The organism is Mesorhizobium sp. WSM4817, from assembly GCF_055811135.1.
Genome location: NZ_JBVVQQ010000021.1, coordinates 58,656 through 70,958, shown reverse-complemented (window position 1 = coordinate 70,958; position 12,303 = coordinate 58,656). Strand labels below are relative to the sequence as shown.

14 protein-coding genes and 1 pseudogene are annotated in these 12,303 nt (G+C 59.7%); 6 read left to right on the top strand and 9 right to left on the bottom strand.

Features of this window, described 5'->3' with window-relative positions:
• Nucleotides 1–195 precede the first annotated feature (195 nt).
• Nucleotides 196–750 carry a hypothetical protein gene (locus AC0L2K_RS25130; RefSeq protein WP_287171584.1) on the top strand — a complete coding sequence of 185 codons (555 nt, stop codon included), beginning with the start codon at nt 196–198 and terminating at the stop codon, nt 748–750.
• Nucleotides 747–1,982, top strand: a complete 1,236-nt coding sequence (locus AC0L2K_RS25125; protein ID WP_023799913.1) for an HlyD family secretion protein — start codon at nt 747–749, stop codon at nt 1,980–1,982. The genes AC0L2K_RS25130 and AC0L2K_RS25125 overlap by 4 nt, the downstream gene beginning before the upstream one ends.
• A gap of 146 nt (nt 1,983–2,128) precedes the next feature.
• On the opposite strand, the gene AC0L2K_RS25120 is transcribed toward AC0L2K_RS25125, so the two are convergent.
• From AC0L2K_RS25120 to AC0L2K_RS25100, 5 genes are all read right to left on the bottom strand, one after another.
• The gene (locus AC0L2K_RS25120; protein WP_128247208.1) at nt 2,129–2,467 is read right to left on the bottom strand and encodes a hypothetical protein; all 339 of its coding nucleotides are present in this window, start codon (nt 2,465–2,467) and stop codon (nt 2,129–2,131) included.
• 120 nt (nt 2,468–2,587) lie between these two features.
• A complete protein-coding gene (locus AC0L2K_RS25115; protein WP_128169717.1) occupies nt 2,588–3,424 on the bottom strand; it encodes a universal stress protein in 837 nt (278 codons plus the stop codon).
• A 79-nt stretch (nt 3,425–3,503) separates the two neighbouring features.
• Nucleotides 3,504–4,454 (bottom strand): DUF2950 domain-containing protein, encoded by a 951-nt coding sequence (locus AC0L2K_RS25110; protein WP_287064216.1) that lies wholly within the window; start codon nt 4,452–4,454, stop codon nt 3,504–3,506.
• A 48-nt stretch (nt 4,455–4,502) separates the two neighbouring features.
• Nucleotides 4,503–5,900, bottom strand: coding sequence for a DUF3300 domain-containing protein (locus AC0L2K_RS25105; protein WP_287288735.1), 1,398 nt, complete (start codon nt 5,898–5,900; stop codon nt 4,503–4,505).
• 30 nt (nt 5,901–5,930) lie between these two features.
• Nucleotides 5,931–6,437 carry a hypothetical protein gene (locus AC0L2K_RS25100; RefSeq protein ID WP_473532581.1) on the bottom strand — a complete coding sequence of 169 codons (507 nt, stop codon included), beginning with the start codon at nt 6,435–6,437 and terminating at the stop codon, nt 5,931–5,933.
• Nucleotides 6,438–6,862: 425 nt separating this feature from the next.
• Here AC0L2K_RS25100 and AC0L2K_RS25095 point away from each other — a divergent pair.
• From AC0L2K_RS25095 to ydiK, 4 genes and pseudogenes are all read left to right on the top strand, one after another.
• Nucleotides 6,863–7,270, top strand: a pseudogene (locus AC0L2K_RS25095) (aspartate-alanine antiporter-like transporter).
• A gap of 64 nt (nt 7,271–7,334) precedes the next feature.
• The gene (locus AC0L2K_RS25090) at nt 7,335–7,682 is read left to right on the top strand and encodes a potassium channel family protein (protein ID WP_473532580.1); all 348 of its coding nucleotides are present in this window, start codon (nt 7,335–7,337) and stop codon (nt 7,680–7,682) included.
• Nucleotides 7,654–8,742 (top strand): calcium/proton exchanger, encoded by a 1,089-nt coding sequence (gene cax, locus AC0L2K_RS25085; protein WP_473532579.1) that lies wholly within the window; start codon nt 7,654–7,656, stop codon nt 8,740–8,742. The genes AC0L2K_RS25090 and cax overlap by 29 nt, the downstream gene beginning before the upstream one ends.
• Nucleotides 8,743–8,888: 146 nt before the next feature.
• Entirely contained in the window at nt 8,889–9,989 is a 1,101-nt protein-coding gene (ydiK, locus tag AC0L2K_RS25080) for an AI-2E family transporter YdiK (protein WP_473532610.1), read from the top strand.
• Nucleotides 9,990–10,079: 90 nt separating this feature from the next.
• Here ydiK and AC0L2K_RS25075 read toward each other — a convergent pair whose 3' ends face one another.
• The 4 genes from AC0L2K_RS25075 to AC0L2K_RS25060 all read right to left on the bottom strand — a co-directional run bounded on the left by AC0L2K_RS25075 (nt 10,080) and on the right by AC0L2K_RS25060 (nt 12,224).
• The gene (locus AC0L2K_RS25075) at nt 10,080–10,733 is read right to left on the bottom strand and encodes a VIT1/CCC1 transporter family protein (RefSeq protein ID WP_473532578.1); all 654 of its coding nucleotides are present in this window, start codon (nt 10,731–10,733) and stop codon (nt 10,080–10,082) included.
• A 267-nt stretch (nt 10,734–11,000) separates the two neighbouring features.
• Complete coding sequence (locus AC0L2K_RS25070) at nt 11,001–11,177, bottom strand: hypothetical protein (protein ID WP_473532577.1); 177 nt, start codon at nt 11,175–11,177, stop codon at nt 11,001–11,003.
• A gap of 116 nt (nt 11,178–11,293) precedes the next feature.
• On the bottom strand, nt 11,294–11,929 hold the full coding sequence (locus tag AC0L2K_RS25065) for a hypothetical protein (protein ID WP_473532576.1): 636 nt from the start codon (nt 11,927–11,929) through the stop codon (nt 11,294–11,296).
• Nucleotides 11,930–12,077: 148 nt separating this feature from the next.
• Nucleotides 12,078–12,224 (bottom strand): ABC transporter, encoded by a 147-nt coding sequence (locus tag AC0L2K_RS25060; RefSeq protein ID WP_077380058.1) that lies wholly within the window; start codon nt 12,222–12,224, stop codon nt 12,078–12,080.
• Nucleotides 12,225–12,303 lie beyond the last annotated feature (79 nt).

The following is a 12,303-nucleotide window of genomic DNA, read 5'->3' as shown; positions in this document are numbered from 1 at the left end:
GTTAGCCTTTTGGCGGTCGCCTTGGCATTGCTATAGCAACGAGATGGCTGTCCTGCGTAGGGCGGCGGCTCCGCGACTGCTGGCCTCTTCAGTTGCATTCGGATGCGGACGGAGTATCCTTAAGTTTGGGCGCTGGACGTTGCTGTGCCTAGTGCTCGGGCGTCCTCGCACGAGCGAAATTGGGGAGTGGCAGGCATGTCCGAGGTAATGCATCCGGCGGCGCCGCATCATCTTCCGCCTTTCATAACGGCCCCCGGCGAGACCGATGTGTTGTTCACGGGGTCGGTCATCTTCCTTGTGCTGGCCGTGATGGGGATTGGAAGTTTGTACTTCTGGCTCCATTCCTTGCCGGAGCGCATGTCCCACGGCGGCAGTCAGATCCAGTTCCAGCTGGTGGCGGTGCTGTCGCTGCTGGCGTTGTTCACCCACATCCATGCGTTCTGGATTGCCGCGCTGTTTCTGGCGCTCGTCCCCGTGCCCGACTTCTGGACGCCCCTGGCCAGCATGGCCGACTCGCTCGCCAGGATGGCGACGGGGCGGTTTCGATCCCCCGCCGCGGAGGCGCCGTCTGAGCCGGCTCCCGAGGTGCTTGCCAACTATACGCCGGTCAAAGTGGAGGCCGTACCTCCTCCGACCCCCTTGGAGAAAGCCCGAAGCGACCCCCGCGACGAAATCGCCAAGACGCATGCGCCGGAGCCGTCCGACCGCCATCAGCGCCAGCCGGTGTCAGTGGGAGGTCATGAACGATGATCGAGGTTCTGCTTTGTTCGGTCCTGACCGTCCTGCCCGATTTTCTCGTCCGCCGCTTCGTACAGGGAAAGAGGATTGGTCACGAGATCACGCTCTATTCTGTATGGTATGAGCTGCGATACGGGATAACGGCGTGCATAGCTCTGACAGTGATTCTGCTGACGCTCATTCTCTACTATCATCCGTCGACGTCGAGTGCGATTTCGTTCTTTCGCACCATTCCCATCCTCCCCGAAGGCTCCGGCCGCGTCGAGGAAGTCTATGTGGGCATAAGGGATAAGGTCGAGGCTGGCCAGCGCATCTTCAGGCTTGACAGCTCGGAGCAGGAAGCGGCGCTCGAGACCGCGCGACGGCGCATATCGGAGATAGACGCTGGTTTCGAATTGGCAAAAACCGAGCTGGTAGGGGCCGACGCCCGCATTCAGGAAGCGCAAAGCTCGTACAAGCAGGCCTTGGACGAACTCGAAACCAAGACCGAACTTCAACGGCGAAACGCCAGCACGGTCGCGCAGCGCGAGATCGAAAAGCTCGCCAACATCGTGGAAGGGCGGCAGGCCGCCATTTCCGCGGTCATGGCAAGCAAGCAGTCCGTCGAATCGCAGATTTCGTCCGTGCTGCCGGCGCAGAAGAAAAGCGCCGAGGCGGCGCTTGCCCAGGCCCAGGTCGAACTGGACAAGACCGTCGTCTACGCCGGGGTCGCCGGCACTTTGGAGCAATTCACCCTGCGCAAGGGAGACATCGTAAATCCCATTATGCGGCCCGCCGGAGTTCTCATACCGGCGGAAGCCGGAAGGAAGGCTCTTATAGGGGGCTTCAGCCAGCTCGAAGCCCAGGTCATGAAGGTCGGCATGGTTGCCGAAGCGACTTGTATTTCGATGCCTCTGACGATCATTCCAATGGTGGTCACCGAGGTTCAGGATCTCATCGCGACCGGTCAGGTTCGGGCGTCGGATCAGTTGATCGACGCCCAACAGGTGGTCCGGCCCGGAACGATCACCGTCTTTCTGGAGCCGCTGTTCGCGGGAGGGTTCGATGGCGTGCCTCCAGGCAGCAGTTGCATCGCCAACGCCTACACCAACAATCACGACCGACTTGCCGAGGAAGATTTGGGCACAGCGCACTGGCTGTTCCTGCACGTCATAGATACGGTCGGGCTGGTGCATGCGATCATATTGAGATTCCAGGCGCTCCTTCTTCCGGTGCAAACACTCGTATTTTCGGGCGGGCATTGAGGAACCGACGCGCCGTCGAACATGCGGCCAAAGAAAATACCGTCATGTGCACCAAAGTGCGATCTAAGCTCGCCATGGCCGTTCGTGATTAAATGGAACGGGATTTGAACCGACATAACGCGGAGCAACAACGACGTCTCAAGGGATCAATGCGGCAAGTCATACGCTTGGCCTGCCGACCTTAGTTGCTCAAGTGTTTTTCCGGCGCAACTTCCCGACCAATCTCCGCCAACTGGCTCGGCCTTGCCTCGCATGGTGATTGTGCCGGCCTGATTGTCGGGGGTTATATAAACGGCAACCCCGTCTGGACCAATTTTGGTCAAGTAGTAAGCACGAACGATGCCGCTTAATTCGCAACGCACCAAGAAAGGAAAGTCATCGAACGATCCATCTTGGGCATGTGCTTCAGGGCTATACATGCAGGCAAGCGACGATTGCACAATGACAGCGAAAACTGTTCCTGTAAATAGCCAACGAGCCTTCATGCGAATATCCTTCCTAGGCCAAATATACACCATTGCCAAATATACACCATTGATTGCCGTTCCTTGACACCCGGTTCCGAATAAGCTCGATGGCGCCTTCGCCACGCGTCACCGACCCGATCAATGCGAAAGCATTATCGGCAGCCGGACGTCCGACAGGATGCCTTTCGTAGCCCCACCGAGCACGAAATCCCTCAGTCTGGTGTGACCGAACGCTCCCATGATCATCAGGTCGGCGCCGATTTCGATCGCTCGCTCCTGAAGCGACACCTCGACCGGGCAATCCTCGGATACGAATGGCATGGCCTCGGCTGACAGCCCGCGTAGGTTCAGCCCTTGAGCCAAGCGTTGGGCGGCGTCCGTCTCCCGCAGGGACTTCTCGCCCGTCACGGTGAGCACCGTAATCTTGGAAGCGCGGCGCAACACCTGATGTGCATCCGCCACAGCGCGAGCCGCAACACGGCTGCCGTCCCAGGCAATAGCAAGGCTGTGCAGCTTCGTGACAGGCTCGACCTCTGGCAGAAGGATCGTCGGCCTTCCCGACCCGAAGATAATGGCCTGCGCGGTCGTCCTGCTCGTGGGGTTGTTCGCCTCCCAGGCGCAGAGAACGAGATCATAGTAACGCGCTTGAATTGCAGCGGTGTCATTCAGCAAGGGAGCGTTCGACGCGACCGCGTCTGTGGTTGAGTCCACGCCTGCCCGTTTCGCTTCCAGCACAACCTTTGCTAGAAACGCTTCGCCGCGATCCCGGCACAGCGCTTCGGCCTCCCGCGTCATTTTGGGGACGTCGACCAGCCTCCGCGACAGCGCATTCGAGATGTTTCGGATCTCTACGTTGATGGCCAACGCATGCAGTTGCGCACCGAGGGCCGCCGCCATCGCGACCGCCCTGGGCACTACCATTTCAGGGTTGGGTTCGGGATAGGTGATAACAGGAAGCAGGGCTATCGTTTTCACTAGGGGCCACCTTCTGAATGCAGGGTACGCGACAGCCGTCTAGTCCCAAGGCACGCATCCGCGATGTGCATGGGCCTGCTCACTCGCCCGGATCGTTGACCACGGCCCAACTGTCGTCGGGATCGAATGCCGTGATCTTTTCGGCGAGCGCCGCCGTATCGGGCCCCAGGTCCTTTTCGTAGACTGTGCCGTGCTGGTTTACGACGAAGGTCATGATGCCTGTGCGGTCGTATTCGGCAGGCATCGCGATCAGCCCAAAGCCGGCGATCATGTTGCCGTTGATGACGTAGTCGTACTGGCCGCCGGCGACGTTCGCGCCTTGGCCGTTCAATATGCGGTAGCGGTATCCGAAATAGCCGTCCTCGGCGGCCGTCGCCAACTCGGCCTGGCTGATCAGCGAACCGAACGGGCTTTCCGGCACGCCGTCGCCGGGTTCCCAGTAGAGCCCGTCATATGTCCCGGGCGTACTGATCAGCTTCTGAGCATATTCGCCGACGCCATCCTCATCCCAGTCGGTTTCCTTGTAATCCTCCTGGGCGTCGACATAGGCGCGCAGGTTGGCGACGGTGGTCAGCTCGTTCTCGCCGATCCTGCGGTTGATGACTTCTTCCAGCCCGGCGATGGTATCGAACGCCCATTTGCCCTCTGTCTGCACGACAGGGAATGGAAACGGCCATACCTGGTTACCAAGAAGAAGCGAGCGGCGGTCGGGTGCCAGTTCCTTGACGGCGATGCCCTTCGCCGCCTCTTCGCGGATTTCCGGAAAGCTCGCCTCCACTTCCTTCGACTTCAGCACTTCGCTGGGCGACAGTCCGAGAAGCGAGGCGACGGCCTCCTTGTCATCTTCCTCCAGCGCTTTGCGGAACGCCTCGACGAGTTCGTCGACTGTTGCGAACGGCGTGGGCGTCTCGCCGATGAAGGCATCGAAATCCTGCGTGGTGCTGGTCTGTGCTTCCTGGGCGCCGCCGGCCGAAAGTGCGGGAACGCCGAGCGAAAGTGCGAGAGTTGCGGTAATGAGGTATCGGATCATGATCATGTTCCTGAAATAAGCCGGATGTCGCACACGATACGGCAGTTGCTACCGGCGTCCTCCGCCTCGTCCGCCTCCGCCTCGTCCGCCTCCGCCCCCTCCTCTTCCACCTCTGCTCTGCACCTGGCGATGGCCGCCACCCCGGCTATAGGCACCGCGGTTCGAATGGTTGGTCGCAACCCTGCCAGGTCGCGGATTCCCCATCGCCGACGGCTTGCGCGGACGATTGTCGGCGCGCGCAGCCGGCTTTTTCCTGGAGGACTTCTTCTGAGCGACTTTCTTGGCCGCAGGTTTGTTGGCCGCCGGTTTCGCCTTCCTGTGCTGGTCCGAGACGCGTTTTGCATCGGGCCGCTTGGTCCCCGACTTCGGCAGCTTGGCCTGCGGCCGGTCCTTCAAACCTTCGGCGACATTCTTGCGGACATCCTTCCCCTTGAGGTCATGCGCCCGCGCCTGCTTGCCCTTGCCCGACTCCCGGCGGTCCTTGGCCTTGCTGGCAATGTTGTTGAAGTCCTTGCTCTTCAGGTTCTGCTTGAGCTTGTCGCGGTCGATGTTCGCGTTCTTGAGATTGATCTTGTCGCGGTCGATGTTCTTGAGGTCGAGGTCCTTCAGCCTGTCGATGTCGATATTGTCGATGTCGATATTGTCGAAATCGATATCGATGTTGTCGCCGATATCGACGTCGAGATCCACGTCGCCGCCCCAGGTTCCCCAGTCGTCCCAGTCGACCACTGCGGCCCACATCGCACCGGTAGCAAGCGCGGCCCAGTAGGGCGCTGTCGGATAGTAATAGGAGGGGTACGGGTCGTAGGCGATCGGGTCGCCCGCTATGACGTAGTCGGGCTCGTACAGCATTTCGGGGGGATAGGTCGGGATATAGACGGTCTGCGGATCGGCAGACCTGATCACGACATTGTCGCCTTCGTTGACAACCTGCACCTGCTCCGTCGTCTTCAGGTAGTCCTTGGCGACCGCCTCGTCGCGCAACTGCTGGATGGCGACGAGCAAATCCTTCTGCTGGTTGGCGGCCGCATTGCCCAACTGTTCGGTCCACTCCAGATCGTCGTTCATCATCTTCACGATCTTGGGATAATTGAGCAGCGAGATCACGCTGCCATCCCATTTGTCGCTCGGCTCGAGGTCGGGAGACTTCGCCTTTTCGTCGAGAAAGCGGGCCGCCTGCACGATCTGTAGCGGATAGAGCGAAGCCGCGATGGTGAGCGCGACGACATCGTCGGGATAAAGCGCGATCGGCGCGGTCAGGACCTTCAGTTCGTCGAGCGTGAGAGGAGCAGGCTCCTCAGTGACGGCGGCCGGTTCGCTGTCGGCCGCCGGCCGCGGAGTCGGAGTGGGGGTCTGGCCGTAGGCAGGCGCACCGAACGGCGCGGAAAGAAGCAGAAGGGCCGCAAGGCCGACTGAAACGAGGCCGAACCTGGACCAATGGGTCATCTGGCTGCTCCTACAGTTGCGATCGCCAAGCTATTTCTTTTGCACGGTGTTGAAAGTGTCGACGTAGCTCCGCCCAACCGCGCGTACGGCGCGACCTATGTCGTCATGGATATCGTCCTGGAGATTGACGAAGGAGACACGCACGCTCCAGTTGGGAGCATCGAACCCCCCGCCATTGAGCAGCACGATCGAGTGGTTTTCCGCCAGGCGATCGACCAGGTCCAGTGGATGAACGTTCTTCTTCAGCCACGTAACCATTTCCTCGCCTTGGCATTTGCGCAGCCAGAACTCGAAATCGAGGGTTCCGCAGTACGCCGCAGAATTCGCGTTGGGCTGAACATCCAGAGGCGGTCCTCGCGCGTCCGATCTGCATCGGTCGGGCATTCCGGCCGCGCCACCGCTGTCGGAGCCTTCGCGAATATGGCTTGCACTGGAAACCGTTTGCGCGGCATCGGTATGGTTTAACCGGTCACACGGGGTGAGCCGTCGCTTCAAGCTCGGAACAGAGCCAAACTCACTGGAAAATTGATGCGCCACAGGAACACCCCTTCAATGGCCCTCAACTCTCTATTGTCAAACTACTTTCTCGCGCAGTTCTTAGACACACCATAATTAAAATAAGCTTTGAATTATCGTCCCTCAGCGCTCGCTCACGTCTGCTGTTAAATTGTAACCATGGCAGAAGTCTACGTCAAAAAATCGAGACTTCAATAACATAGCGATGCAGTTGTTCCATGATAACACCTTGAAATAAGGCACGCAAGGGTGTATTGTACGACTTGAAATTAACTGAAATTACAATCAGCGGTTTCATAGATAATTATCATACAATTTACCTTAAAGGCGGAAGCAATCGGAGAACTTCTGGCCGCGTCTCTAGTATTGAACCTGCAACAGGAGGGTATCATGGTTGAATGGGTTCGTGAGCACAGCTTCGCAGCTGTCCTGAAATCGCGACCTTCATGTCTCTAGCCATTTGCTATTATTTCTGCCCCTTTATGGATGAAGATCTCGGCTTAGGAGCGGTGACAGCGACCCCATTGCAGCAGTCATCGTTGGGCAGCTTGGGATCACGATTTCTCCGTCGCTGAAGGCGCTGCTGGCAGGACTGGTTGTCGGGCATCTGCGTATGCGCTTCCCTCTCTTCGGTGGGGCCGGGACTGTACCTCGGGCACGACCTGCTCCGTATCAACCCCATACTGCTCCTCGGGGGACTGGCTGGGGCGCAGATCATGACTGCCGGCATGGCGGCGGTGCAGGACCGCTCGGGTAGTCCGGTTGCCGTCCTTGGCTATACGCCGGCGGTTCCAATCGGCCACATCCTGCTCATAACCTGGGGGACGGTGATCGTGGGCGTGATGGCGAACTGAAATCCGACCTGAGAAAGGGACTTCGGTGGCAGTAGGATTACCCGGCAAGCCCCGATCGCGGCAAATGAGGCGCATGTTCCTTTATGCGCTCGTGCAGCAGTTTCGCGTGGTCTGGCCGATCTTCTCCGGAATCCTTCTCGCCATGGTGGCAGCGGGACTAGTCATCGGACGCATAGAGGATTGGCGCGTCGACGAAGCTCTTTACTTCACCTTCGTGACCGGTCTTACGATCGGCTACGGCGATTTCTCGCCGCAGCACCTTCTGACGCGGTTACTGGCGATAGCAATCGGTTTTGCCGGCATAGTGATGACAGGCCTCGTTGCGGCGGTCGCCGTGCAGGCGCTGAGGGCGGCTGACCGCAATCTGCTGAATGAGGCTGGAAATGGGCCCCTTGATCAAAGAGATCCGTAGCAACGTCGTTCTCTGGCTTTTGGCGTTTGTTCCGGTGGTATTCGTCGTCCGGCAATTGGAGCCGGAAGCGCACACGCTGCTCTTTGTGCTCTCTGTGCTGGCGATTGTACCGCTGGCCACCTTGCTGAGCGCGGCTACCGAGTCGGTCGCGTCCAAGACGGGCGATGCGGTCGGCGGGCTGCTGAATGCCACGTTGGGAAACCTGACGGAACTGGTCATTGCACTGGCTGCGCTGCAAGCCGGCCAGTACACGTTGGTGAAGGCTTCTATCGCCGGAGCAATCGTCGCCAATACTCTGTTCATGTTGGGCGCCTCGTTCCTGCTAGGCGGTATCAAGTATCATGTGCAGGAGTACAACAGAGTCAGCGCCAGGCTGCAAACCAGCCTGCTGTTCCTCGCTACGATCGCGATGGTGACCCCGTCCATGGTGGCGCAAGTCGATTCCGTTGCCACGTCCGCGTTCACCCAGCAGTTGAGCGTTGGATTGTCGGTGCTGCTCATCAGCGCCTACGCGATGGGCCTGATCTTCTCACTGAAGACCCATCGAGAACTTTTCAGCGGAACAGCCCATGCGGAAGAAGGCGAAGCGTGGCCGATGGGCCTGGCTCTCGGAACGTTGGCAGGGGTGACAGTGCTTGTTGCTCTGGTAAGCGAAGTGTTCGTCGAGTCGGTGCAGGAGGCTGCGGTGGCGTTCGGCATGACCCCCGCCTTCGTGGGTTTCATCGTCGTTGCGTTGGTGGGCGGTTCCGCCGAGATGGCGGCGGCGTTTGCCGGCGCGCGAAGGAATCGGCTGGACCTGAGCGTGGGCATCGCGCTTGGGGCCGCATCACAGATCGCGCTGTTCGTTGCCCCGATGATGGTGCTCCTCAGCTATGTCATCGGCCCTGCTCCGATGGACCTTCTGTTCTGGCCGGGCGCGGTCGTCATGGTGCTTATCGCGACGATAACGGCATTTCTGATGACCAATAACGGACGTTCCGCATGGTTCGTCGGAGTGCTGCTGCTGATAGTCTATCTGATCTTCGCCATGACGATCTACCTTCTGCCACCGCAAGTTTAGGAAGGTGGGTGGAGCGTGGTTCCGTCACGGCGAATACCAGAGATGAACACCAAGGATGGGCTGACCGCAGGTTTGGTCGCGCCAGGAGCGGACTTGGAAGAACATGGCGTGAGAAAGATAGCCGAGCGGCGTTGGGAGGGCAGATAATGGATTCGGACGGTTCGCGTCCCCTCGTCCATCCTCGTCAGGATCTCACCCGCGTGACGCTGGCGGTGCTGTTCATCGGCAGTCTTCTCATCGCCAGCGTCTGGGTGATGCAGCCGTTTCTGCCGGCGATCGTATGGGCCACGACGTTGGTGCTTGCCACCTGGCCGCTCATGCTCTGGTTGCAGCGCCATACCGGCAACCGCCGCGCCCTTGCCGTCCTGATCATGACGCTGACCTTGCTGCTGCTTGTGATCGTGCCCTTCTGGCTGGCGCTCAGCACGGTCATCGCGAACATCGACAAGGTTGGCGACCTGGTCCGGACTATCCTGTCGATGCGACTGCCACCGCCACCCAGCTGGCTGGAGGGAGTGCCACTGGTTGGAGCACGCGCTGCCGAAGCATGGCAGAAACTGAACTCGGCGGGCGCTCAGGAACTGGTCCAAAGACTGACCCCTTATGCCGGAACGCTGACCTACTGGTTCGCGTCAGCCACCGGAAATTTGGGTGGCATGTTCATACATTTCCTGCTGACGACCGCGATTGCCGCGATCATGTATTCGGGCGGTGAACGGGCCGCCGCCACCGCAATTCTCTTCGGTCGCCGGCTGGGCGGCGTTCGTGGAGAGACCGCGGTAAAGCTGGCCGGCCAAGCGATCCGAAGTGTGGCCTTAGGCGTAGTGGTTACCGCCGTTGCGCAAAGCGCTGTAGCGGGTATCGGGCTGGCCGTAGCCGGCGTGCCCTATGCCGCCGTGCTCATGGCATTGATCTTCATTTTGTGTCTGATCCAGCTCGGTCCGGTCCTGGTAATGGCTCCGGCAGTGATCTGGATGTATTATTCGGGCGACACGCTTTGGGCGACGGTGTTGCTGGCCTTTACCATCGTCGCCGCGACGATGGATCAATTTATTCGCCCTGTTCTCATCCGCAGAGGCGCCGACTTGCCTATGCTGCTTATCCTGGCCGGGGTCATCGGCGGCCTGGTAGCGTTTGGCATACTGGGCATTTTCATTGGCCCTACGGTGCTCGCGGTCGCCTACACGCTGCTCAATGCGTGGATGGCCGATGGCGATGATAGAGAACCTCCTGGGGAAACGCGATGAAGCCGGCAGGCGTTGCTGCTTTTAAGCTAGGCGGCAGCGCCGCGAGCCAAATCGGCTAGTAGGGTGGACTCAATGCGCACGCCCGGCAGTTCACCCTCCAAGCGCTATAGTCGTAACTACCAAGACGCTACCGATTGCCGCCATGGCCAGAGCCATCGGCCAAGGGCTTCTGCCCATATATTTGCCGAGCCGTGCGCCGATCAAAAACAGCATGGTGACGGCTACCGCGTTCGACGCGCGCATCGCCGTCGGCAGATCGTCGATGAACAGGAACGGCATGCTGGGTGGAAGCGTCGATAGGATGACCAGCAAGCAGATTGAAACTGCAGCTCTGACATCCCGAATGTTCACAATGCGCCGATTGTCGGATGCTGGAAGAGATCTGATGCGCGTGACGATACTTTCGGCGTCGGCCTCGGATGTGACCAGGCGGACGTCCTTCGGCAACTCGGAGAGGAAGACGCGCCGCGCCTCTGCCAGGGACATCACGCGGATGGCCTCAAAGAAATTTAGGCGCTTCACCCGCTCCACAGCTGTCGTCAAGGCAAACATGACGCCGTCGACAATTCCCCAAGCGAGGTTGCAGCCCAGGGCAGCCATCAGCACGGTCCCCACCTTGTCGCCTTCGCCAACCGCGACGCTCATGGTGCCTGTGAAGGAAAGCGCCATCAATAGTCCGAAAATTACCTCCGACAGACGGTCGATGGGGTCGAGCACGGGTCTAACGGGATCGGGACCGTTCATGGCAGGACAACCGGCACATGACAACACTTGAGCAATCGCACCTTACAGCAAGCGATTTCCGTTTGGAGTCTAATTCCGCTTGCCGAGTTCCCGTGCTTTGGGCAGAGGCGAACGAGTGGCTCCGCTTCAGCATGGTGGCGCGGCGGTGTAGAACCTGTCCCATAGCGCATCCTTTGATTCGGATGGCAATGATGCGCCATTAAAGTCCGGGAGGCCCATGCCGCGCGCGGCCAGGGCGAAGATGATAGCCCCGAGCGCGACCGCCCATCATCTCGCCGTAAAGTAGGCTGACTCGGGGATTTCGGTCGCGACATAGAAGCCGGGCAGAATCGCCAGGCCGAAGAGCAGCACGCGCTTGGCCCGGTGCTCGAAAGGATATCGAATCACATACCAGCCGACGATCCCGAACACCCATACGATCTCGCCGACTGAACTCGCTTCCATGCTCAATCTAGCTCACCGGCGCCCTTACGGCGGTATGGACGTCTTGAGGAGCCGCGGCCGCCTCGACATTCTCGATCTGCTAACGGGGGGCCGTTGCGGCGGCGGCATTTCCGGATTCAAACCCCCGGCGGGCCGGTATAGCCGATCGCATTCGGCCCGCCATTCATCTGTCGAAGCTTTGTGATGAAATCACGCGGCATAAGCCAGATACCTGGCGTCTTGTAGCCCATGAAGCTTGCGATGTCGGCCACGAAGGCGTTGCAATTGTAGAGCGACGCGTGCCAGAGCGGCGACTTGGCCTGCAGCTTGCGTATATATGCCACGACCCTCCTGTATTCAGGTTCGGTAAGCGGAACTGTCCAGCTCGCCGCCCGGTAGGCGATTTCCAGATCGCCGTCGGTCCATCCGGTCGAGGCCGGCACCGGCACGAGATGGCCGAGCATATAGATATTGGGATCGTTGGATTTCGGCGCGAGCCCGGCGACTTCGGCATTGATCATCTTTCCCGATTTGTCCATGCGCCCGAAAATCACGAAGGAGTGCCCGTATGTATAGGCGTAGCGGGAGCGGAACTCGATGAAGTACCGGCCCTCTGCTGAATTCACCGTGCTCGTCGGCGCCCCGGCAGCCGCTAGGGTCCGTTCATCGGACGTGAAATTCAGTTGAGGTTTATCCTGCGATTGCGATTGGCATGATGCCGCCGCGAGCGCGAGCAGGGCCACGGACAGTGAACGGCCACTTACAAGCGTCATTTCATTCCCGAACTCCGAGGAGCGCAGATCAAAAGCGGGTCCTGCCCGCCACTGGTGACCTCACGACCGAGCCGAAGAGTCGCCCGATCCGGATTGCTGACTGATGGGGAAAGGCCAGCGGCCCTTCCCCATCCCGACCTAGGCCGGTTTACTTGTACACGGGCGCCGGTGCAGGCTCTTCGACGACGACAGGCGGCGGAGCCTTCCCCTTCCCTTTGCCGATGTCCATATTTGCGCAGCCGCTTAGGCTGGCGACGGCGAGCGCCGCGACCACTGCGATTAGAATTCTGCTCATCACATATTCCCCTCGGGCGAATCGGTTCAAGCTACAACACGCAAACTAACGGGGGACTACACCGCAGCTAGTGCAGGAA

Bases quoted from the DNA above. Each gene is read 5' to 3' on its own strand.
- AC0L2K_RS25130 (WP_287171584.1), top strand. From the start codon at position 196: ATGTCCGAGGTAATGCATCCGGCGGCGCCGCATCATCTTCCGCCTTTC.
- AC0L2K_RS25125 (WP_023799913.1), top strand. From the start codon at position 747: ATGATCGAGGTTCTGCTTTGTTCGGTCCTGACCGTCCTGCCCGATTTT.
- AC0L2K_RS25120 (WP_128247208.1), bottom strand. From the start codon at position 2,467: ATGAAGGCTCGTTGGCTATTTACAGGAACAGTTTTCGCTGTCATTGTG.
- AC0L2K_RS25110 (WP_287064216.1), bottom strand. From the start codon at position 4,454: ATGATCCGATACCTCATTACCGCAACTCTCGCACTTTCGCTCGGCGTT.
- AC0L2K_RS25105 (WP_287288735.1), bottom strand. From the start codon at position 5,900: ATGACCCATTGGTCCAGGTTCGGCCTCGTTTCAGTCGGCCTTGCGGCC.
- AC0L2K_RS25090 (WP_473532580.1), top strand. From the start codon at position 7,335: ATGAGGCGCATGTTCCTTTATGCGCTCGTGCAGCAGTTTCGCGTGGTC.
- cax (WP_473532579.1), top strand. From the start codon at position 7,654: ATGGGCCCCTTGATCAAAGAGATCCGTAGCAACGTCGTTCTCTGGCTT.
- ydiK (WP_473532610.1), top strand. From the start codon at position 8,889: ATGGATTCGGACGGTTCGCGTCCCCTCGTCCATCCTCGTCAGGATCTC.
- AC0L2K_RS25075 (WP_473532578.1), bottom strand. From the start codon at position 10,733: ATGAACGGTCCCGATCCCGTTAGACCCGTGCTCGACCCCATCGACCGT.
- AC0L2K_RS25070 (WP_473532577.1), bottom strand. From the start codon at position 11,177: ATGGAAGCGAGTTCAGTCGGCGAGATCGTATGGGTGTTCGGGATCGTC.
- AC0L2K_RS25065 (WP_473532576.1), bottom strand. From the start codon at position 11,929: ATGACGCTTGTAAGTGGCCGTTCACTGTCCGTGGCCCTGCTCGCGCTC.
- AC0L2K_RS25060 (WP_077380058.1), bottom strand. From the start codon at position 12,224: ATGAGCAGAATTCTAATCGCAGTGGTCGCGGCGCTCGCCGTCGCCAGC.